The sequence below is a fragment of the Arthrobacter mangrovi genome, assembly GCF_026011795.1.
Lineage (GTDB): Bacteria > Actinomycetota > Actinomycetes > Actinomycetales > Micrococcaceae > Crystallibacter > Crystallibacter mangrovi.
The window spans coordinates 130,219-152,012 of sequence record NZ_BRVS01000007.1 but is presented as its reverse complement, the minus strand read 5'-3'; the positions used below and the strand labels follow the sequence as shown (position 1 = coordinate 152,012).

17 protein-coding genes are annotated in these 21,794 nt (G+C 67.6%); 11 read left to right on the top strand and 6 right to left on the bottom strand.

Translation table 11 applies throughout. From position 1 onward, the window contains the following. Window positions 1–5: 5 nt before the first annotated feature. The 7 genes from glpK (at window position 6) to AHIS1636_RS09135 (ending at window position 10,614) form a co-directional block, all read left to right on the top strand. Window positions 6–1,520 carry a glycerol kinase GlpK gene (glpK, locus tag AHIS1636_RS09165; RefSeq protein ID WP_264795525.1) on the top strand — a complete coding sequence of 505 codons (1,515 nt, stop codon included), beginning with the start codon at window positions 6–8 and terminating at the stop codon, window positions 1,518–1,520. A 257-nt stretch (window positions 1,521–1,777) separates the two neighbouring features. Continuing rightward, window positions 1,778–4,219, top strand: coding sequence for a leucine--tRNA ligase (leuS, locus tag AHIS1636_RS09160; RefSeq protein WP_373875812.1), 2,442 nt, complete (start codon window positions 1,778–1,780; stop codon window positions 4,217–4,219). Window positions 4,220–4,232: 13 nt separating this feature from the next. Beyond that, complete coding sequence (locus tag AHIS1636_RS09155; protein ID WP_264795523.1) at window positions 4,233–5,186, top strand: DegV family protein; 954 nt, start codon at window positions 4,233–4,235, stop codon at window positions 5,184–5,186. A 107-nt stretch (window positions 5,187–5,293) separates the two neighbouring features. Further along, complete coding sequence (locus tag AHIS1636_RS09150) at window positions 5,294–6,223, top strand: ComEA family DNA-binding protein (protein WP_264795522.1); 930 nt, start codon at window positions 5,294–5,296, stop codon at window positions 6,221–6,223. Between the two features lie 194 nt (window positions 6,224–6,417). Beyond that, window positions 6,418–8,997: a ComEC/Rec2 family competence protein gene (locus tag AHIS1636_RS09145; RefSeq protein ID WP_264795521.1), complete on the top strand. Its 2,580-nt coding sequence runs from the start codon at window positions 6,418–6,420 to the stop codon at window positions 8,995–8,997. 72 nt (window positions 8,998–9,069) lie between these two features. Next, window positions 9,070–10,077, top strand: a complete 1,008-nt coding sequence (gene holA, locus AHIS1636_RS09140; protein WP_264795520.1) for a DNA polymerase III subunit delta — start codon at window positions 9,070–9,072, stop codon at window positions 10,075–10,077. Window positions 10,078–10,251: 174 nt separating this feature from the next. Next, a complete protein-coding gene (locus AHIS1636_RS09135) occupies window positions 10,252–10,614 on the top strand; it encodes an anthrone oxygenase family protein (RefSeq protein ID WP_309298601.1) in 363 nt (120 codons plus the stop codon). A 208-nt stretch (window positions 10,615–10,822) separates the two neighbouring features. Here AHIS1636_RS09135 and AHIS1636_RS09130 read toward each other — a convergent pair whose 3' ends face one another. The 4 genes from AHIS1636_RS09130 to AHIS1636_RS09115 all read right to left on the bottom strand — a co-directional run bounded on the left by AHIS1636_RS09130 (window position 10,823) and on the right by AHIS1636_RS09115 (window position 17,217). After that, window positions 10,823–12,133, bottom strand: coding sequence for a heparan-alpha-glucosaminide N-acetyltransferase domain-containing protein (locus AHIS1636_RS09130; RefSeq protein ID WP_264795518.1), 1,311 nt, complete (start codon window positions 12,131–12,133; stop codon window positions 10,823–10,825). A 1,142-nt stretch (window positions 12,134–13,275) separates the two neighbouring features. After that, window positions 13,276–14,655 carry an FAD-binding oxidoreductase gene (locus AHIS1636_RS09125; RefSeq protein ID WP_264795517.1) on the bottom strand — a complete coding sequence of 460 codons (1,380 nt, stop codon included), beginning with the start codon at window positions 14,653–14,655 and terminating at the stop codon, window positions 13,276–13,278. A 66-nt stretch (window positions 14,656–14,721) separates the two neighbouring features. Then, entirely contained in the window at window positions 14,722–16,476 is a 1,755-nt protein-coding gene (locus AHIS1636_RS09120) for a thiamine pyrophosphate-binding protein (protein ID WP_264795516.1), read from the bottom strand. A gap of 165 nt (window positions 16,477–16,641) precedes the next feature. Further along, window positions 16,642–17,217 (bottom strand): LacI family DNA-binding transcriptional regulator, encoded by a 576-nt coding sequence (locus tag AHIS1636_RS09115; protein WP_264795515.1) that lies wholly within the window; start codon window positions 17,215–17,217, stop codon window positions 16,642–16,644. Window positions 17,218–17,255: 38 nt separating this feature from the next. Here AHIS1636_RS09115 and AHIS1636_RS09110 point away from each other — a divergent pair, with 38 nt between their 5' ends. The 4 genes from AHIS1636_RS09110 (at window position 17,256) to AHIS1636_RS09100 (ending at window position 20,487) form a co-directional block, all read left to right on the top strand. Then, entirely contained in the window at window positions 17,256–17,960 is a 705-nt protein-coding gene (locus AHIS1636_RS09110; RefSeq protein WP_309298600.1) for a sugar phosphate isomerase/epimerase family protein, read from the top strand. After that, window positions 17,957–18,148 carry an IolE/MocC family protein gene (locus AHIS1636_RS20390; protein ID WP_309298599.1) on the top strand — a complete coding sequence of 64 codons (192 nt, stop codon included), beginning with the start codon at window positions 17,957–17,959 and terminating at the stop codon, window positions 18,146–18,148. The genes AHIS1636_RS09110 and AHIS1636_RS20390 overlap by 4 nt, the downstream gene beginning before the upstream one ends. 51 nt (window positions 18,149–18,199) lie before the next feature. Beyond that, window positions 18,200–19,390 carry a Gfo/Idh/MocA family protein gene (locus AHIS1636_RS09105; protein ID WP_264795514.1) on the top strand — a complete coding sequence of 397 codons (1,191 nt, stop codon included), beginning with the start codon at window positions 18,200–18,202 and terminating at the stop codon, window positions 19,388–19,390. 245 nt (window positions 19,391–19,635) lie between these two features. After that, window positions 19,636–20,487 carry a substrate-binding domain-containing protein gene (locus AHIS1636_RS09100; RefSeq protein ID WP_373875808.1) on the top strand — a complete coding sequence of 284 codons (852 nt, stop codon included), beginning with the start codon at window positions 19,636–19,638 and terminating at the stop codon, window positions 20,485–20,487. Between the two features lie 280 nt (window positions 20,488–20,767). On the opposite strand, the gene rpsT is transcribed toward AHIS1636_RS09100, so the two are convergent. Together rpsT and AHIS1636_RS09090 are read right to left on the bottom strand one after the other, a co-directional pair. Beyond that, the gene (rpsT, locus tag AHIS1636_RS09095) at window positions 20,768–21,028 is read right to left on the bottom strand and encodes a 30S ribosomal protein S20 (RefSeq protein WP_264795513.1); all 261 of its coding nucleotides are present in this window, start codon (window positions 21,026–21,028) and stop codon (window positions 20,768–20,770) included. Between the two features lie 190 nt (window positions 21,029–21,218). Continuing rightward, window positions 21,219–21,770 (bottom strand): type II toxin-antitoxin system PemK/MazF family toxin, encoded by a 552-nt coding sequence (locus AHIS1636_RS09090; protein ID WP_264795512.1) that lies wholly within the window; start codon window positions 21,768–21,770, stop codon window positions 21,219–21,221. Between the last annotated feature and the right edge of the window lie 24 nt (window positions 21,771–21,794).

The window sequence follows — 21,794 nt, the reverse complement described above, 5'->3', positions numbered from 1 at the left end:
GGGCCATGCCCGGTTACGTACTGGCCATTGACCAGGGTACGACGTCGTCCCGCGCCATTATTTTCGACCGCGGAGGCAGCATCGTCTCCAGCGGGCAAAAGGAGCACCGCCAGCTCCTGCCGCGGGCGGGCTGGGTGGAGCACGACGCCGTCGAAATCTGGGACAACGTGCGCGAGGTTGTCGGGACCGCGCTCTCCCGCGCGAGCCTGACCCGCCATGACATTGCTGCGGTCGGACTGACCAACCAGCGCGAAACCACCGTGGTCTGGAACCGCACGACCGGCCGGCCGGTCAGCAACGCGATCGTCTGGCAGGATGTGCGCACGCAGGCGATCTGCGACGAGCTCGCCGCCGGGGCGGGCCCGGACCGGTTCATGGACATCACCGGCCTGCCGCTGACTCCGTACTTCGCGGGGACCAAGCTGCGCTGGATCCTCGACAACGTGCCCGGCGCACGCGAGCAGGCAGAGGCGGGCGAGCTGCTGTTCGGCACCATGGACAGCTGGGTGGTCTGGAACCTCACCGGCGGGAACGACGGCGGCGTCCACACCACCGACGTCACGAACGCGTCCCGGACGTTGCTGATGGACCTGCGCACGCTCGACTGGTCGCCGGACATCCTGGCGGCCTTCGGCATCCCGGCGGGCATGCTGCCGTCGATCCGCTCATCCTCCGAGGTATACGGGACGGTCCACGGGTCCCAGCTGCTGCGCGAGGTCCCGATTGCCGGCATCCTGGGCGACCAGCAGGCCGCAGCCTTCGGCCAGGCCGCGTTCGGCCCCGGCGATGCCAAGAACACCTACGGCACCGGCTGCTTCGTGCTGGTCAACACCGGCGGGCGGGTTGTGTCGTCGGCGAACGGCCTGCTGGCCACGGTGGCTTACCAGCTGGGCGACCAGGCCCCGAGCTACGCGCTGGAAGGGTCGATCGCCGTCGCCGGTTCCCTGATCCACTGGCTCCACGACAATCTGGGCATTGTGGCCTCCGCCGCCGAGGCCGAGGAGCTGGCCGGCTCCGTCCCGGACAGCGGCGGGGCCTACTTCGTGCCCGCATTCTCCGGCCTGTTCGCCCCGTACTGGCGCCCGGACGCCCGGGGGGCTTTGGTGGGGCTGACCCGGTTCGTGACCAAGGCGCACATTGCGCGCGCCGCCTTGGAGGCCACAGCCTTCCAGACCCGGGAGGTGCTGGAGGCCGTCAACGCCGACTCCGACGTGCCGCTGAAGGAACTGAGGGTCGACGGCGGCATGGTCGCCAACGATGCGTTGATGCAGTTCCAGGCTGACATCCTCGGCGTGCCCGTGGTCCGGCCTCGGGTCGCCGAGACAACGGCACTCGGGGCCGCCTACGCCGCCGGGCTCGCCGTGGGTTTCTGGCGCGGGCAGGACGAACTGGCGGCCAACTGGGCCGAGGACCGGCGGTGGGAGCCGGCCATGGAGGAAGCGGAGCGGGACCGCCGCATGCGCCTCTGGAGGAAGGCGGTGTCCCGGACGTTCGACTGGGTGGACGAGGACGTGCGCTGATCGTGCCGGTGCGGCCGCCGCGGCCGCCGCGGGGAGGGGCCCCGATCTGCGCTAAAGTAGACCTATGTCTGCACTTGAGCTTAGCCAGCCGCGCTGATTTTCGGATTCCAATCCGCAGTGCGGCCGCCCCTCCCGCGTCGAGGGGCTTTTGTGTGTCCGGAACAGTCCGGCAAGTGCACCGCAAACCAAGAGGACGAGGGCAAGGCAACGTGAGTACGCACGCTGGTACGGAACAGAACGAGTACAGCTTTTCAGCGATGGAGGGCAAGTGGCCCGCGGTCTGGGAGGAACTGGGCGTCTTCAACGCCGTCGACGACGGTTCCAAGGAACGCCGCTACGTGCTGGACATGTTCCCGTACCCGTCGGGCGACCTGCACATGGGCCACGCCGAGGCCTTCGCCATGGGCGACGTCGTTGCCCGCTACTGGCGCCTCAAGGGCTACGACGTCCTGCACCCGATCGGCTGGGACTCCTTCGGGCTCCCTGCCGAGAACGCCGCCATTAAGCGCAACGCCCATCCCTCGGAATGGACGTACGCGAACATCGACACCCAGGCCGCCTCTTTCAAGCGCTATGCCATCAGCGCCGACTGGTCCCGCAGGCTGCACACCTCGGACCCCGAGTACTACCGGTGGACGCAGTGGCTCTTCCTGCGGTTCTACGAGCGGGGCCTGGCCTACCGCAAGAACTCGCCGGTGAACTGGTGCCCCAAGGACCTGACCGTGCTGGCCAACGAGCAGGTGGTCAACGGAGCCTGCGAACGCTGCGGGACCACGGTGACCAAGAAGAGCCTGAACCAGTGGTACTTCAAGATCACCGACTACGCTGACCGGCTGCTGCACGACATGGAGGAGCTCAAGGGCCACTGGCCGGAGCGCGTGCTGGCCATGCAGCGCAACTGGATCGGCCGTTCCGAGGGCGCGCACGTCAACTTCCGGATCGAGGCCGCGGACAGCCGGCCCGAGCGTGACGTCACGGTCTTCACCACCCGTCCGGACACGCTGCACGGTGCCACCTTCTTCGTGGTCGCGGCCGATGCCCACCTCGCCCTGGACCTCGTCACGGCGGAGCAGCACGACGCGCTGATGCAGTACCGCGAGAAGGTCAAGGCCCTCTCCGACATCGAGCGCCAGTCGACCGAGCGCGAGAAGACGGGCGTCTTCCTGGGCCGCTACGCGGTGAATCCGCTCAACGGCGAGAAGCTGCCGGTGTGGGCAGCCGACTACGTGCTGGCGGATTACGGCACCGGCGCCATCATGGCGGTCCCCGCGCACGACCAGCGCGACCTGGACTTCGCCCGCACGTTCGACCTGCCCGTGCGCGCGGTCCTGGAGACCGGCGAGGAGGACCCGGCGTCCACTGGCGTCGCGACAGCCGGCGAGGGAACCCTGGTTAATTCGGGCGAACTGGACGGACTGTCGAAGACCGAGGGCATTGCCAAGGCCATCGGGATCGTCGAGGCCGCCGGCACGGGCGAGCGCGCCGTGAACTACCGGCTGCGTGACTGGCTGCTGTCCCGCCAGCGCTTCTGGGGCGCGCCGATTCCGATCATCCACTGCGATGAATGCGGCGAGGTGCCGGTCCCGGACAACCAGCTGCCGGTCAGGCTGCCGGACGACCTGCGCGGCGAGGCGCTGTCGCCCAAGGGTACGTCGCCGCTGGCCGCTGCCGTGGACTGGGTCAACGTCGACTGCCCGAGCTGTGGACGCGCCGCCCGCCGGGATACCGACACGATGGACACCTTTGTCGATTCGTCCTGGTACTACCTGCGGTTCGCATCACCGGACTACACTGAGGGCCCCTTCGACACCGAGGCCGTGAACCGCTGGCTGCCCGTCGGGCAGTACGTCGGCGGCGTCGAGCACGCCATCCTGCACCTGCTCTACAGCCGGTTCTTCACCAAGGTGCTCAAGGACCTGGGCCTGATCGACTTTGACGAGCCGTTCAGCGCCCTGCTGAACCAGGGCCAGGTGCTCAACGGCGGCAAGGCCATGAGCAAGTCGCTCGGCAACGGAGTTGACCTCGGCGAGCAGCTGGACAAGTTCGGTGTGGATGCCGTGCGCCTGACCATGGTGTTCGCTTCGCCGCCCGAGGACGACGTCGACTGGGCCGATGTTTCCCCGTCCGGCAGCGCGAAATTCCTGGCCCGCGCCTGGCGGTTGGGCCAGGACGTTACCTCTGCCGTCAACGTCGACCCCGCCACCGGTGACGCCAAGCTGCGCGGCGTGACCCACCGAACGATCGCCGACGCCGCGGACCTGCTGGACCAGCACAAGTTCAACGTCGTGATCGCGCGGCTGATGGAACTGGTCAACGCCACCCGCAAGGTGATCGACAGCGGTGCCGGGGGAGCGGATCCCGCCGTGCGCGAAGCCGCCGAGGCGGTCGCCGTGATCCTGAGCCTCTTCGCCCCCTACACGGCGGAGGACCTCTGGGCCGCGCTCGGTCACGAGCCCTCGGTGGCGAACGCCAGCTGGCCGAAGGTCGACGAAAGCTTGCTGGTGCAGGCGACCGTCACCGCCGTCGTCCAGGTCCAGGGCAAGGTGCGCGACCGGTTGGAAGTTGCCGCGGACATCACCGAGGAGGAACTGAAGACGAAGGCGCTGGCCTCCGAACAGATCATCAAGACCTTGGACGGCCGTGGAATCCGGACGGTGATTGTGCGGGCGCCCAAGCTGGTCAACATCGTCCCGGCATAAGGACCGGAACCAGGTGGCGTGGCTCGAGGAACTGGTCCGGCGGTCCCGGGCACTGCTGAACCAGCCGGTCCGGTTCCCCGGCCCGAAGCCGGCGCGCCCCTCGGTCGCCGTGGTGACCGATTCGGCGGCCGCGCTGCCTGCGGCCTGGGCGAAGGAACCGGTCACCGCGCTGTGCCTGCAGGTCGTGCCGATGCCGGTGATGGTCTCGGGGCAGATCTACGGCGAGGGCGTGGACGACGTGCCCGCAGCGCTGGCGCTCGGGCTGGCGGAGGGTAAGGACCTCAAGACATCCAGGCCGTCGCCGGGGCTCTTCCGCAAAGCCTACGAAGAGCTGGCGGCACAGGGCTTCGACGCCGTCGTCTCCGTGCACATTTCATCGGACCTTTCCGGCACCGTGGAAGCGGCGTCGCTGGCCGCGGCCCACGTGGACATCCCCGTGGAAATCGTGGACACCAGGACGGTGGCCATGGCCGAGGGCTTTGCCGTCATTTCTGCCGTGCTGGCGGCACAGGCCGGGAAACCGGCTGCCGAGGTCGCGGCTGCGGCACGACAGGCGGCGGGGGCCGGGCAGGTGCTGTTCTATGTCCCGAGCCTGGAACAGCTGCGGAAGGGCGGCCGGATCAGCCCGGCCAGCGGCTACCTGGGAACGCTCCTGTCGATCAAGCCCATCCTCGGGATCAAGGACGGCGCGGTGGTCGGACTCGAAAAGATCCGGACCGCGGCCAAGGCGAAGGCCCGCCTCCAGCAGCTGGCCGTGCGCGGGATCGAGGAACTGGACTACGCTCCCCAGCTGGCGGTGCACTACTTCGGCAATGAATCCGAGGCCCGCGAGCTGGCCGACGAACTCGCGGCGCACGCAAGCAACGAGGTCCTGCTGACGCCCCTGCCCTCCGTGCTGGCGGCGCATGCCGGACTGGGCGTGCTGGCCGTGGTGATCGGACCGGCCATGGCGGCCCAGGAATCCTGAGCCCGGCGTAACGGACCTGATCTCCACAGGCCGCGGCCGGCTCGGACCCATCCACATCGGAGCGGACGGCAGCCTGCGGCGTACGTTGCGTTGCCTACGGTGGCTGCATGGGCCGCCACCGCTGGGCAGCAGCGTCAACCGATAGCGCGGCCGCCGGGACGCCTGAGCCTGCCCGGCGGCCGCGCTGGAGGATCGCGCTCGGTGCCGCGCTCGTGGCCGCCGGTCTCATTCTGGGTTACGGCATCGTCGTGGTGGCAACCGCAGACCTGCACCGTGCGGAGTCGGATGTGTTGGCCTCGGTGCCCGTGGCCAGCGGGGCCGCGGGCGAGGGCGGGAAAGGTACAGGAGCGCCCGGTGACGGGGAGGATGATGCCGCCCCGCCCGGCGACGGCGGGGACGCGGCCGCGGGCGAGGGCGGGAAAGGTACAGGAGCGCCCGGTGACGGGGAGGATGATGCCGCCCCGCCCGGCGACGGCGGGGACGCGGCCGCCGCGCCCGGAGGCCGCGGGGAGACGGCGGCCCCCGCCGGTGCGGACCCGGGTCCTTCCGCAGAGGCGCCCGGATCCGGTGGCCTGGTCGTGCACGTGGCTGGTGCCGTCAAGAAGCCTGGCATCGTCAGGCTCGCGGCCACGGCACGCGTCTTCGAGGCCTTGGACAAAGCGGGCGGCGCGCTGCCCGAGGCGGATCTGGCCGCGCTGAACCTGGCGGCAATGGTGAGCGACGGGCAGCAGATCTTCGTACCGTCTCCGCAGCACCAGCCCCCGGGCGGGGCCGCTGCCGGCGCTCCTCCGGCTACGTCCGGCGGCCCGGGCGCCGCTGGCGGCCAGGCTGGCAGCGGCAATACCGGCAAGGTCAACCTCAACACCGCGACCGTTGAGGAGCTGACCGGACTGCCTCGGGTCGGGCCGGTGCTGGCACAGCGGATCGTCGACTTCCGCGAACAGCACGGCGCGTTCACCCGGCCGGAGGACCTCGACGCGGTGCCCGGGATCGGGGAGGTGATGCTGGCCAACCTGATCGAGCTGGTCACTGTATGACGGCCAGGCCGCGCTGGCACGACTATGCCGCCGCCGCCCGTGACGGGACGTCAGCCGATTCCGGGAATCACCGGGCCGGGGATTCTTCGGGCCGCGGGGATCAGCCGGTGTATGGGGAGAGGCCGGGCTGCGATGAGCCAGGAGTCCGTGCGATCGCTCCCGGCCGCACGGCAGGGGACCGCATTGTTGTCCGGATGCTCACCCGCGCCCTGGCTACCCTGCGTGCCGCCGTCCTCAACAGGGATCGGGAAGTCCCCTCCGCCCGGGAGCCCGATAGGGCACGGCTGGACCTGCGGCTGGCGGGGGCGGCCCTGCTGGGGTGGCTCGTGGTTCTGGGCCTGGCGCGTGCCGGCACCGGCGTAAGCCTTTCCGCGGCCAAGTTCTGCTGCGGAGCCGCGCTGGTCCTGGCGGGCTGGCTCGTGCTCCGCCGCCGGCGGGGGAAGCAGCTTGGGCTGTTCGCAGGCACCGCCCTGCTGTTGGCCTGCTTGCTGGGGCTGCTGTCGCTGGTCACCGGCGTGCGGCTCGCTGAACGCCTTTCCGGTCCGATCGCCCAAGCCATCGAGACCGAGGCCTACGTGAGCGTCGAGCTGCAGGCCCTGTCGGACGCTGCCCGCTCCAGGACACCATCCCGGTTCGGAGGCGAGCGGTATCTGGTCTCGGCCCGGATCGTGTCCGCAGCCGGCGGCGGCAGGCAGTTCGAGGCGGCAACTCCGGTTCTGGTCCTCGGCGATGCAGCCTGGAAGTCCGTGCGCTACGCGGACCGCATCCGGACGGCCGGGACGCTCACGGCCAGCGAACCGGGCTCGGCCGAGCAGGCGCTGCTGAACGCGTCGGCTGCACCTGCGGTTACCGGCACGCCGGCCTCGGCGGAAGCCATCAACCGCATCCGATCAGGTTTCATCACGATGACGAGGCCTCTGCCCGAGGACGCCCGCGGGCTGCTGCCGGGGATGGCCTTCGGGGACCGCGAACAGCAGTCGGACGAGCTCGCGGACGCCATGCGGCGCACCGGGCTGACCCACCTGCTCGCCGTGAGCGGTGCGAACTGCAGCTACCTCCTGGGTTTCGTGTACCTGCTGGCGCAGTCCTGCCGGTTGCCGCGTTGGAGTGCCGCGGTCTGCGGAGTGGCCGCCTTGGCGGGATTTGTCATGCTGGTGCGGCCCGAGCCCAGCGTGCTGCGCGCGGCGGTAATGGGCGCGGTGGGCGTTGCCGCGCTCCTGACCGGACGGCGGCGCGCGTCGCTGACATTCCTGTCGGTGGCAGTCCTGCTGCTGCTGGCGGCCGATCCCTGGCTGGCCGGGGAATACAGCTTCGTCCTCTCCGTCCTGGCGACGCTGGGCCTGGTGCTGTTCGGCAGCAGATGCTCTGAATGGCTGCAGCGGTGGCTGCCGAAACCGCTGGCAGTCGCCATGGCCGTCCCGATCGCGGCGCAGGTGTTCTGCACGCCCGTCCTGGTCCTGCTCCGGCCCGAACTGGCCCTCTACTCCATTCCGGCTAACATTCTGGCTGCCCCGGTCGTCCCGATCATTACGGTCACCGCGATGGCCGCGCTGGGTCTCCTGCCGCTCCTGCCGCTGGTTGCGGGCTCGCTGGTATTCGCGGCCGGCCTCCCGACGCTCTGGGTGGCGTGGATCGCGCGGACCTTTTCCGAGCTGCCCTTTGCCGCCATGCCGTGGCTCCAGGGCGGCGCAGGCTTTTTGGCCGCCGCGGCTGCCGGCGGGGGCGCCCTGCTGGCGCTCGGTTTGGCTTCAAAATGGAAGACGCAGGGCGAAGGGCTGAGTGCGGTGGCTGGACGGGCGCGGTTCGTGCTGCGGCCCCGCGGAGATGTCCGCTCCGCCAACAGCTCCGCCCGCCGGCCGGGGCGGAGGACTGCGCAGGGGCCCGCCCTGCGGGCAGGCAGGCGGAACGACGCCGCGCGGCTGGTTGCGTGGACACTGGCGCCGGCGCTGGTCGTTGGCTCCCTCGCGGGCTGGCTGGGTGCCCGGCCCTCGGCGATTTCTTCGGCGGACCGCTGGGACGTGGCCGCCTGCGACGTGGGGCAGGGAGACGGGATAGTCGTCCGCACGGGACCGTCCAGCGCCATGGTCATCGACGCGGGTCCGGAGCCGGGACTGATGGACGCCTGCCTCGACGCGCTCGGAATCGAGAGGGTTGGGACATTGGTGCTGACGCACATGCACCTGGACCACTACGGCGGCATGGCAGGAGTCTTCGACGGCCGCGAGGTGGGGTCGGTGCTCTTTGGCAGCGCGAAGCCGGACCTCCCGAAGGAGGTTGACACCGAATTGCGGCGCCGCGGTATCACTCCCGAACGTGGCACTGCGGGCCGGCACGGCACGGAAGGATACGCTTCCTGGAATGTGCTCTGGCCGACGAAGGCAGGGAAAGGCGGAAACGAGAACGATTCCAGCATCGTCCTGCTCGTCGAGGTCCGCACCGAGGGCGGTGCCGCCCTGCGGCTGCTGCTGACGGGGGACTTGGAATCCGAAGCGGGCGGGGCCATGCTCCGCGGACTCGGCGGGCAAACCCCGGTGGTTGACCTGCTCAAGGTCAGCCACCACGGGGCCCGCAACGGCGGCACCGAGATGATCGAACGCCTGCAGCCCCGTGCCGCGCTGATTTCGGTGGGCAGGGACAATGACTACGGCCACCCCGCCCCGGAAATCCTGTCGGCGCTGTCCCGGCATCAGATCCCTGCCTTCCGAACCGACGAGATCGGGACCGTGCTGCTGGAACTGCGTGCCGGGAGCCTGGTGGTCACTGGCCTCCCCTGAGGCCGATGCCGCACTTGGGAAATCGCCGTAGCCGTGAAAAAGTTGAGGATTGGAATGAGGAGGCCCTGACCAGTGAACCCCAGCCCGGCACGTCCGGCGAACCGCAAGACCGCTGCCCGGACCGTATCCTGGCGGGATGTCGAACCCGCCGGCGTCGTCCTGATCAGCGGGCCCGAAGAGTACCTCGCCCATCGTGCCAAGGACCGGATCCGGTCGCTCGTCCGCGGGATCCATCCGGACGTAGAGCTGACGCAGCTCGACGCATCCGGTTACGCCGCCGGCCAGCTGACGATGGTCGCGAGCCCGTCGCTGTTCGGCGAGTCCAAGCTGGTTGAAGTCGCCTCCGCTGCCCAAATGAATGACGACTTCCTGTCCGACACTCTGGCTTACCTAAAGGCTCCGGCCGAGGAAGTCACGCTGGTCATCCACCATTCCGGCGGGACACGCGGGAAGAAGCTGCTGGATGCGATCAAAGCCAGCGGCGCCCCGGTGGTGGACTGCCAGGCTATGAAGAAGGACTCGGAGAAACTGGAATTCGTCCGCGCCGAGTTCAAGGCCGCGCGAAAGGGACTCGAGCCCGCCGCCGGGCAGGCACTGGTCGCGGCGGTAGGGGCCTCGCTTCCGGATCTGGCTGCAGCGTGTTCCCAACTCATCTCGGACTCGCAGGGCACGGTAACCGAGGCGACTGTCGACCAGTACTACGGCGGGCGCGTCGAAGCCACCGGCTTCAAGGTCGCGGACGCAGCCATCGCCGGCCGGGGAGCAGCGGCCCTGTCAATGCTGCGCCACGCCCTGGCGACCGGACTGGATCCGGTGCCCATCGTCGCCGTCCTGGCAATGAAGCTGCGCCAGATCGCCAAGGTCAAGAGCGCCTCGGTCAGCGCGAAGGACGCGGGGATGGCGCCGTGGCAGTTCGACCAGGCACGCAAGGAGGCGCGGGCCTGGGACTCCGCCGCACTCGCGCGGTGCATCCAGCTGCTGGCGGAAACCGATGCGCAGGTCAAAGGCGCAGGGCGGGACCCGGAATACGCCGTCGAGCACGCCGTCCGCATCATCGCCTCCAGCGTCGCCCGGCACTGACGCGGCGCTGGGAACCCGCCCACGCGCCCTTAACCGATTTTCGGACATGTCGTGTTCATGGCGGGGCAACCAGCTGCCGTTAGGCTTCCGGTGACAGGGAGGGGCGGGACGATGTTGGAAGCTGCCGCCGGGGTCGGTGCTGCACTCGTAGGAGGGTTCTATCTTGTCTTTGGCATGACGGTCATGCCGGCGCTCCGGCGCAGGCCTGCCCGTGAAGCAGAAGCCGCGATGGTGGCGATTAACGAGCAGGCCGTCAGGGCACCGTTCATGGTGCTGTTCTTCGGCACCGCGTTGGCCTGTGCCGGGACAATCACACTTCAGTTCTTCCTGAGCTCGGGCGGCTCCGGGGTCCTAATCCTCGGGAGTGTCTGCTACCTTGCGGGATGGGCGCTGACCATGGCCGTCAACGTCCCGCTGAACTCCCGACTGGACCGTTCAACCGTCGACTGGTCCGGATTCGAGCGGCCCTGGCGCGGTGCCAACCTCACACGGGCCCTGCTGTCTGTCGCAGGCTCCATCCTGCTGCTCCAGGGCTGACCCCTCCCGAAGACCAGAACAGGTAAGTATCCCCGGCCGCGGTTCGGCCTGGTTAGTCGGCCCGCCGCCGGGACGTGCACGTTGCCGCGCACCGACGGGCCGAGGCCGAACGTCTCACCGGGGTCTCGCTCTCGTCGGTCGGCGTCTAACGTCTGAGGGCCTACCTAAGCGGCCCTGCTCTCTTCGTCCGTAGCCTGCCGGCTGGTTGTCAACCAGGCTGACCGGACGGCCCTGAGCGTCCCGTGACGAGGTCCGGTTCCTGGGCTTCGCCGGCAGGGGTTCCGTCGCCCCTGCTGTCATCGCCTCTTGGCCCGCCCTCCAAAGCGCGCTCATGTCCGCTGCTGGTGCTGGATTCCGGTACCTGTCTGCCTTCACCGGTTCGGCGTCCGGGGCGGTGGCCGGTGAGGACGGGTGTGCGCAGCCATCCGGTGGCGGCGGCGGCGACGGCTTCGAGGGGCCTTTGCCGATGGTGCTGCGCCAGAGGACGGCGGCGAGGAGGAAGACGATGATTTGGATGGTGATGGCCATGATCGGACGCGCCGGGTCCAGGATGTCCGTGGCCAGGATGATTGCGTGGGCGCAGTAGAGGGTCAGGGTCATCGAGCTGCCGCGGCCAGGGGAGCGGTGGACCTGCCCAGGTGCGGGACGAGGAGCAGTATCGCGCCGAGGACGGCGAGGGAGGTTCCGAGGCTGCTGAGGATGGCGGGGGGTGTGTCGGTGTGGGGGTGAGGATGGTCAGCCACCAGCCGGTGGTGGTTGGAAGGTCGTCCGCGCCCGGGGCTTCGCCTTGTAGCAGGAACTGGTTGATCTGGTCCCTGTTCAGCAGCGGTGTTGCGGCGATGAGCCGCTCGTAGCCTCCGCCCGGTCCCAGCAGGAACGCCGACAGGGCCCACATGAAGGCGGTCAAGGCGGTGCCTGCTGCGAGGAGGACGGCGGCGACCTTTCGGGACGCCAGGTTCAGGCGGCCGACGGCGAGCCCCACGCAGATGTAGGCGAGCCAGGGCAGAGCCGGGTAGACGCCGGTGAGCAGCATGTCGGTGAGGAAGGTTCCCGGGTGGGCCGCGGCGAGGCCGAAGGTGTATCCGGCGTCGATCTGTGGCCTGTCCGGCCACCACGCACGGTCCAGTTGCATGGCTATCGGGCCGAGCACCGCGAAGATGACGGCCAGGGCGAGCAGGGTCCGTCGTCCCAGGCCCAGCAGCGGGATGGCCAGCAGGAAGAGGACGCCGTAGTAGGGCAGGATGATATCGAGCGGGGTGTCCGTGTAACCCAGCAGCAGGCCCATTCCAAGGATCATCAGCCCGCGCAGGGCCAGGGCGGCCCGGGTCGCGGTCATCGCCCGGCCCGTCGGCGGCCGCCGGCCCCCGGACTGCAGGGCGATGGAGAACCCGGCGATCAGCGCGAAGAGGGCCGCTGCCCGGCCACCGGTCAATGTCCAGACGACATCGGCCGCACCTCCGGACGGCAGCAGATTAATGATGACGATCCCGATGAGGGCGACGCCGCGGGCGACGTCCACGCCTTCTACTCGCCGGGGGACCGGCCCCCGGCACGGACCGGCGACGGAGATGAAACGCCGCTCTCCGGCGTCGCCAATGGACCGCTTCCAATGGACACGGTGGTTCCTTTCCCTCGAATCGCGCCCCTGCCGCGGGGACCGGAGCCGGGCCAGCGGTAGTACACACCTCGCCCCGATTTGGCGGAGCAGACCGGAACAAGCCAATGCTTGAGCCCGTTAGTGAGGTGTTACAGGCTGTACCGGAACTACCAGTTCGGCGAGCGAGGCCACTTCCCGAATCTGCTCCCGGCCGCTACCCGCGCGGAAAAGTCGCCCCTGGCTATTGCTGCATTAGCCCGCCCGCGCCACACTGTATGGAAGTGCACGGACGAGGGCATGGAAGCTCTCCTGAGCATTGGGGGAATCATGAGCACAGGACGTTGGGGTTTCGCCGCTATCGTGGCTGTACTTTCCGTATTGGGTGTGATCTTCATATCGTGGGCATGGCTGTCCAACTTCGGCTGATCCACTAATCCCTACGATTCAGAGCAGCGTGAGTTCACGTCTACAGCTGCTCGGATGCCGTTCGGCTTTGTGCCTGGCGCGGGTGCAGGCACGGGCTGGGATTGCCGTGCCTAGCCTTTTGCGCAGTGGAGGGTGCGGACGCAGGCGGGCTAAGACGCTTTGTCCAGCCTTCTCAAACTTGGTTGCGCTGCTCATGTGCAGGCTCCAGCCAGATTCAGGTCCGTACCTGAACACGAAAGTCGAGCAGCAGGATAACCGGACCCGGCATCGCCAGCGGGGGCGGAAGACGAAACCGGGTCCGGATCGTGGCCAAGCATCCATTCGGAAATGTCAGCAACCACCTTCGGCCACACCAAGAGGATGGCCGATCGATCTTGTGAAAACATCAGCCCCCTACTTCGGGGAAAAGTCAATGCCCCTACTCTGGGGGACCTTCCTGTACTCATGGCATTCGCTTGTGGCACTGAGTGGCAGGCGAAACCGGGTTCGGAGCATGGCCACTCGTCCCATTTGCGATTCTCCGCATCCGGCCAACGGAATCGAGTGCCGCTCCAGGCAATAATGGACTGCGGCAGTTGCCATCCGGGGCCCAAACAGGCAGATCTTCGCGGCCCGGCAAATAGGTGCTCAGGGCGCCTTCAAGCTTGCTGGGGAAAGACTTTGCCGGGGTTGAGGATGTTGAGCGGGTCGAAGACCTGTTTGATCCGGCGCTGGATCTCGTACTGGTCCTGGCCGAGTTCGTCCTGCAGCCAGTCGCGCTTGAGCAGGCCGATGCCATGTTCTCCGGTGAGCGTGCCGCCGAGGTCGAGGGCGGTGGTGAAGAGTTCGCCGGCCGCGGCCCAGATTGCGGAGGGCACTTCTTCTCCCTGGAAGACAAAGGTGGGGTGCAGGTTTCCGTCGCCGGCGTGGCAGGTCGTGGGGATCAGTACGCCGTATTTGTCCTCGAGGGACCGGATAGCGGCGAACGCGGCCGCCATCTGGTCACGGGGCACAGCAATGTCCTCGACCAGCATGGTGCCCATGGCTTCCAAGGCGGGGAAGGCGCTGCGGCGGAAGTCGAGCAGGCGGCGCGATTCGTCGGGATCCGTGGTGATCTCGACGGCCCCGCCGGCATTCGCGACAACGCTGGCGATGTGCTGGGCTGTCTTTGCGGCGGCCGGCCCATCGCACTGGATGAGGAGGTAGGCACCACGATCGGAGATGTCCTGCCCGGAATAGCGCGCGACACATTCGAGCGTCCGGTTGTCCATCAGCTCCATGACGGCTGGTACATGCCCCCGCCGGGTGACCGAGGAGGCCGCGGCCGCGGCCTCCTCTACCGTGTTAAAAAACGCACCGATCGTGACTGTCTCACCTTCGGTGACAGGCAGAAGTTTGAGCGTGGCCTCCACGATGATGCCCAGCGTTCCTTCGGACCCGATCATTAGCGCGCACAGGTCGTAGCCCGTGACGCCCTTGACGGTTCGGTGCCCCACCGAAAGCAGGGTTCCGTCGGCAAGGACGACTTTAAGGGCGAGGACCGCTTCCCGGGTGACCCCATACTTGGCGCACAGCAGACCCCCTGCGTTCATGGCGATGTTCCCGCCGACAGTGGAGATGTCCTTGCTGGCCGGATCGGGAGCCCACCAGAGCCCGTAATCGGCGAGTACCGCGTTTAGGCGGCCGTTTAAGATGCCGGGCTCGACGACGGCGAGCCGGTTCTCTTCCGAAATTTCCAGGACGCGGTCCATCTCTGCCAGGGAGAGGATGATTTCGCCGGGCCCGGCGATTGCACCGCCGGCCAGGCCTGTCCCGGCACCGCGTGTGACCACGGGGATGCGCGCGGCCGAAGCGATCCGGCAGACGGCCTGGACGTCTTCGACGCTGCGGGCCCGGACCGCGGCCAGGGGCGTCCCGGAGGAGCGGTGGCCGGAACGATCGGCGGTGTAAGGGGCGAGCAGGGCAGGGTCGTTGTCTACCCGGCCGGGCAGAGCAGTATGCAGGGCTTCGACGGTGTCGGGAAGCTGGTCGACGGGCATAGGTCCTCGGAGTGTAGTGGAGTACGGAAATGACTAATTTTCATGAATCTATAGGGAAACAGTGCATCAGCCCACCGGCAGCGGACGTGGCGCCGGCTGGGCACCGGCCATCGACTCTGCCATGTACTCGGCGACCACGGCCTGGGAGATGGGCAGGTCCAGCACGAACACGCCCTCAGCGCCGCGGGACACCCAGTCTCTGAGCGCATTAAGGTCCTGTAGGCTCCGGACCTTAATGCCGTCGGCGCCGAAGGCCCGGCCAAGGGCGGCGAAGTCCACCTCCTCGATGAACATGGCCGCTTTGTCTAGTCCCCGGGCGGCGTACTGATGCAATTCGGCACCATAGGCGGCATCATTAAAAACGACCACCACCCCGCTGCGCGCCTGGCGCACGAAGCTTTCGAAGTCGGGCAGCGCCATCAGCCCTCCGCCATCACCGGTCACCAGCACGGTGGTCCGGTCGGGGCGGGCCACGGCGGCGCCCACGGCCGAGGGAAAGCCCAACCCGATCGATTGGAAAGCCGTGCCGACGAACAGATGGGAACGCGCATCCGGTACGGAGCACATCAGCGGGATCCACCCGATGAAATGTCCGCCGTCCTGCACGAAAGTCCGCTCGCTGGGCAGGATGTCCTCCAGCGCCAGCGCCATCGTCCGCGGGTTCAGCCTGCCATCCGGGGCCAGCCCGTCCTGTACGGAGCCGTCCGAGCGCATGCCTTCCACGCGCGGGGCCGCAGGCAGGGACTGTCGGCCCCGCCAGCCGCCGTCGGGCCGGCCGTTCTCCTGCGGGGTGGCGCCGAACGCCGCCGCGAGGGCGGCCAGCGCGGCACCGGCGTCCGCGACGAGGAAGCGGTCCGTACGCTCACCGCGCTGGCCGGCGCGGGAATCTACCTGGAGCACGAGGGCGTCCTCGGACACGAGGGTGCCATAGCGCATCTGGAACGGGTTCATGCCCGCTCCAACCACCAGCACGACGTCGGCCTGCCGCATGATCTCCACGCGCTCGATCCGGGCGAAGCCGCCGGCGATGCCCAGGTCGCCCTCGGGCCCGGCCACATGGCGGGCCATCACCGAGGTGGCAATGAAGGCACCCAGCCTGTCGGCCAGCCGGCGCAGGGCCTCGGGGGCGCCGGCGGAGTCGACGACGCCGCGGCCGGCAATAATCAGCGGCTTCTCGGCGCCGCGCAGCGCGGCGACCAGCGGCTCCAGCTCCGTGGCCGCCGGCGTGGCGGAGACCAGCGTCTCAAGATGGGGTGCTTCGGCCGGCTGCGTGAAGGCCTGCACCGGGGCCTCCACCAGGTCATACGGGATGGCGACGACGATCGGCCGGGACTCCGCCGCGGCACGGTCGTAGGCCTCACGGACCTGAGCGGCCGGGTCCTGGGCGTCCAGGCGCACCGTCTCGACACCGGCAGCTGCGGCCATGCCGACCTGGTCGACATCGAAGAAGCGCGGCCCGGAGGTGGGAGCGTCGCCGACGATCAGGATCAGCGGGATACGCGCGATAGCGGCCTCGGACAGGGCGGTGAGCGTGTTCGTGAACCCGGCACCGTAGGTGACGGTGGCCGTGCCAAGCTTGCCCGACGCGCGGAAGAACGCGTCCGCCGCGGCCACGGCACCGGCCTCATGACGCACGGTGACAAACGGGAAACCCATGCTGGTCAGCTCGCTGATCAGATGGGCATTGCCGTTGCCCATCAGCCCGAAGAGGGTCGTGGCACGCTCACGCACGACCCGGGCCACGGCCTGCGGGACCGTAGCGGTGGCCTCGGTAGCGAAGGGGGCGGCGGCTTTCGCGGGGTGGCCTGCGACGGCGGTCATGGGACTCCTCAGTACTCGCGGACATCATGGTCTTGTCTGAGTGTGGCCTGTACCCATCGGCTGCGCAATCAGTCCTTGATGGAGTGAACAGTCTGTGCATTTTGGTGTCATCAGCGCGGAAACGGCATAACAAACTGTCTAGAAATTGGGGCAAGTTGCGCTTGTCTATGCGGCGTGCGGAGGAGGGCCTGTGGTGCCGCGGACGATCAGGGTTGGTTCCGAGGCCACATCGATAGTCGGCGCTCCGGGCTCCGTTAGTCGTTGCAGGGCCTTCTCGGCAGCGGTCCTTCCCAAGTCCTGTGCATGAATGTCGACTGTTGTCAGCGCTATGCCTGGGGGAGTGCTAGCGGAAGTGTTGTCGTATCCGACCACGGAAATATCGGATGGTGCGCGCATTCCCCTGGCGGCAATGGCATCGAGGACACCGAGAGCGGACTGGTCGTTGTGGGCGAAGATTGCTGTGGGACGGTCGGCGTGGTCGAGCAGGGGGCCTATATCTCGCGCGGCCTGCGTCCGTGAGTATGCGGAAGGCTGGATTTCGGGCGTCAGTCCGGCCTCTTTCATGACGGTTACGAAACCCTTTTGACGTTCGAGGTAGCCGTCAGTCTGGGGGTTAGCCAGGAAGACAACACGACGGTGCCCGAGATTGAGCAGGTGCCGGGTGGCGGCCTGCGCTCCACTCAGATTGTCGGAATAGACGCTGTCGAGTCCCGGGACACGGCGGGCGGAGGATGGGGACACTGCGGGAGAACTTCAGGAGGTCCTCGTCCGGTGTCCGCGTGGGAACGGCGCCGGACTCCTGGGGTGTATGGAACCCGCAGGACCCGGCGCAGCCGCCCGCGGAGCAGTACCTGCGGGAGGTCCATGAGGCCGGCTACCACTGGACCGAACTCGGTCCCTTCGGCTATCTCGGTACGGACGCCGCCAGGCTCCGGGACCAGCTGTCCGGGTTCGACCTCTCGCTTTCGGGCGGGACGGTCTTCACTGCACTTCACAAGGGCGCCGGGGCGCTGGAGGCCGTCTGGCCGTCCGTCCGCGAAGTCGCAGCTTTGGTGCAATCCCTGGGTGCGCGGTATTTGATCGTGATCCCCGAGCTGCGGGTCCGCGGCCCGGACGGCGCTGTACGGGGATCCCGGACGTTCAGCGTCGATGAGTGGGACCGCTTTTTTGCCGGACACGATGAACTCGGCCGCCGGCTTTTGGAGGAATTCGGTCTGCGCCAGCAGTTCCACTCCCATGCCGAGAGCCCGGTCGGGACCTACGGGGAAGTCGCCAGACTGGTCCAGGCAACGAACCCCGAATTCGTTAACCTGTGCCTGGACACCGGTCATTTCGCCTACTACCTGGGCGACAGCCTGCGGCTGATCCGTGATTTCCCGGACAGGATCGGCTACCTGCACCTAAGCAGGTCGATCCCGTGCTTCTGGCTGACGTGCTCAAGAACGATATACCGTTCGCCGATGCCGTCCGGCAGGGCATCATGACGGAACCGCCTAACGGGGTTCCGGACTTCGCGCCCATTCTGGACGCGGTAACCGACATCGATCCAGACATCTTCGCGATCGTCGAACAGGACCTTTACCCGGTGCGTGACTTCGGTGTTCCGCTGCCCATTGCCACCCGCACCCTGCAGCACATCACATCCTGCGGCGCCCGTACCCGCGTCCGCTGACGCACCGGCCTAATTCAAATCCGACCTCTTTCTCACAGATCAGGAGTACCCATGTCACGTCCCCTGCGTATTGGCATCATTGGAGCCGGAATGGCCGGACAGGCCCATGCCTTCGGCTTCCGGAACGCAATGATGGCCCGTTCCGAAACGCCCATCTCGATCGAGCTCGACACCATCGCCGATCCCAACCTGGACCTCGCGCAGTCCGTTGCCCGTCGTTACGGCTTCGCCCGCGCAACCGCCGACGTCGATGCACTCATCGCCTCGGACGTCGACGTCATCAGCGTCGCCCTGCCGAACTTCCTGCACAGCGACGTGCTCTCCCGCGTCATCGCCTCCGGTAAGCACGTGTTCGCCGAAAAACCAATCGGTCGCACCCCGGAAGAGTCCGCGGCTCTAGCTGAACTGGCTGCTGCATCCCCGGCCGTTACGGGTGTTGGATTCTCTTTCCGCCGCCTGCCCGGGCTGGCGGCCCTTCAGCAGGCCGTCGGTCATGGCCTGCTGGGCGAGGTCCACACCGTGCGGGCCTGGTACAACGCGGACTACGCCGCCGACCCCTCCGGCGCCCTGACCTGGCGCTACTCCCAGGAGCAAGCGGGCGGCGGGGCATTACTGGACATCGGAGCCCACGCGATCGACGCGCTCCAGTTCGTTGCCGGAGCGATCAGCGAGGTCAGCAGCGCCACGCTGCGCACCGTCATCACCGAACGGCCACTCGCTGCGGCCGGAGCCATCGGACACGGCGGCGCGACTTCCAGCGAAACGGGTCCGGTGACCAACGACGACATCGCACTGCTGACCGTGGCCCTGGAAACCGGGGCCATCGGCCAGATCACTCTCAGCCGCATCGCTATCGGCATTCCGAACTCTCTAGGCGTCGAGGTCTTCGGCTCCCAGGGCCACGCCCACTTCGACTCCATCAGTTCCGGCGAGTTCAGCATTTTCCGTGCGGAATCCGGGGACACGGCCTTCAACGGGCCCCGCCGGGTCTTTACCGGTCCGGCCCACCCGTACTTTCTCGATGTCGCGGCCATGCCCGGTGCGGGCGTGGGGACCGGCTACGCCGAAGCGTTCGTTGCCGAGATCCAGGAGTTCCTGCGCTGTGTCCTGGCAGCGGCCCCCATGGACACCGATTTCAACACCGCTCTGCGGATGATGAACGTCGTCGGTGCCGCACTGAAATCAAGCAAAGAAGGCCGCAGTGTTCCGGTGAACGACCTGGTTGGCCAGCCTGTCGGGTGATCCCGGCACATTCCGCCTGAAGTAATGGACCCGGCAACGGGATCCGCCCCGAAAGGAAAGATTCATGAAACTGCAACAGCGTGGTCGCAGGCAGAACGCAGCATCTAGAACGTCGGCCCGGTACTTCGCGGCGGGTGCAGTGCTTGCCGCAGCCCTCGCCGTGGCGGGCTGCTCCAGCACCGGCGGACGGCCGCAGAATAACGACGGCGGCGCAGCCGCTCGGTCAGGTTGCCCAGACCGAGCGGATGAAGATCGCCATGATCACGCATGCCGCCCCCGGAAACACGTTCTGGGACACGATACGCAAAGGCGCCGAGGAAGCCGCGGCCAAGGACAACGCTGAACTGCTTTATGCCTCCGACCCGGAAGGCGCGCGCCAGTCACAGCTGGTGCAGCAGTACATCGAGCAGGACGTTGACGGCATTGCGGTCACTCTGGCCAAACCCGATGCCCTGCAGGACGTCCTGAAAAATGCAGAGGAAGCCGGTATCCCGGTTGTCACCTTGAATTCCGGTACAGACCAGTTCCAAGACTTCGGCGCCTTCGCCCACTTCGGCAGCGACGAACGTCTCGCGGGCGAAGCTGCAGGTGAAAAGCTAAAGGAAGAAGGGCTGCAGAACCCGATCTGCGTGATCCACGAACAGGGCAACGTCGGCCTGGAAACCCGCTGCGAAGGCGTAAAGTCTGTCCTGCCCAAAACCGAAATCCTGTACGTGCAGGGCACGGACATGACACAGGTCGCCTCCACCACTACCGCGAAACTGCAAACAGCCAAGGACGCCGATGCGGTCATAGCCCTGGACGCTCCGATCGCTTTGGCGGTCCTGAAATCCCGCGAAGAGGCCGGCAGCGACGCAAAGGTGGGTTCCTTTGACATGAACGGCGAGCTAGCCCAAGCCATCGTAGACGGGGACATCCTCTTCACCGTCGACCAGCAGCCGTGGCTCCAGGGATACCTGTCAGTCGACGCACTGTGGCAAAACCACCGCGGGGCATTTAAAATCGGCGGCGGACAGGCCACTCTCACCGGACCAGCCATCGTCGATCAGTCCAATGCGCAGGCCGTGCTGGAGTACGCGCAGGAAGGCATACGATAACAGGAGCGCAGGTGCGGCGGCCTCCGAGGGCGAAGCCCCCGCCGGATAGGGGCCGCGCAGGGGCGGAACCTGCCTGGCCGCTCCCGGTACCCAGCTACGTGTCCAGTGCGGCGAAAGCAGCCTCCGTTGCCACCAGGGCCCAGGTGTCCACGTGTTGTGCCGACAGCGCGGGGCTCCCGCTAGCTAAGTGGGGCGTCCACCGGTTAAGCAGTAGGGCCCCCGCTCAATCGAGCGGGGGCCCTACTGCCTCGGTCCTGTGGACCATGGAAAAACCGGGATCCTAGAGGGCGTTGACCTTCTTGGAGATTGCCGACTTGCGGTTAGCGGCGTTGTTCTTGTGGATGACACCCTTGCTAACCGCCTTGTCCAGCTTGCGGCTGGCGGACGTCAGGGCTGCCGAGGCGGCGTCCTTGTCAGCGGAATCCACAGCCGTGTTGACGGCGCGGATTGCGGTCCTCAGCTCGGACCGGACAGCGGCGTTGCGCTGGCGTGCCTTCTCGTTGGTGAGGATGCGCTTCTTCTGGGACTTAATATTGGCCACTTATAAACTCTCTTTGTATTGCGGACTGGTCGGTGAGGGCAGTCAGGCCCGGCCATTGACTGAGCGGCGTGGGGATACCGTAATGGCAGCCGGAACTGAGGTGCCCGTCGACCTGCGCGGACACACAGCTGACAATGTTAGCAGATCAGCGGCCGGTGCGCGCGTTGCAGGACAGCGCGGCGCGGCGAGCCTAGGTCCACCCGTAGCGGCGGCGCAGTTCCGCCGCGACCTGTTCGAAAGGGACCCGGTCCAGCACCGCTCCCTCGCGGCGGATGTCTGCGGGGTCTACCTGCAGGATCCGGTCGAGCTTGACCTCGCTTGGGCGGCGCTGACGATCCCAGCGTCCCGTCCCGACATCGACGTAGTCGGCATCGCTGTTTTGGCCGTTGTTGCGGTCCCTGGTGGTCATCATCAGGGCAAGCAGCCTGCCGCCGCTGCGTCCCACCAGCAGTACCGGACGGTCCTTGCCCTGGGTGTGGTCCTCTTCGTAAGGCACCCACGTCCAGACGATTTCCCCGGGATCCGGCTGACCATCCGGCTTCGGGGCGTACACGGCGCTGGCGGCTCCGCGGAAGTCGCCGGGGTAGGCGGAGCCAAGGTTCGTGGTTTCGGGCCGCGGCGGCTGCCCCTGCCTGCCGCGCCGGCGGGGCGGGGGAGGCGCAGTTGTGCCGCGCTGCAGGTTGCGCAGGACCGCGGCGGCACCGCGCAGAAGGCGTCCGAAAGTGTTTGCATCAATGGCCATGGTCCAACGCTAACGTCCGGTTGT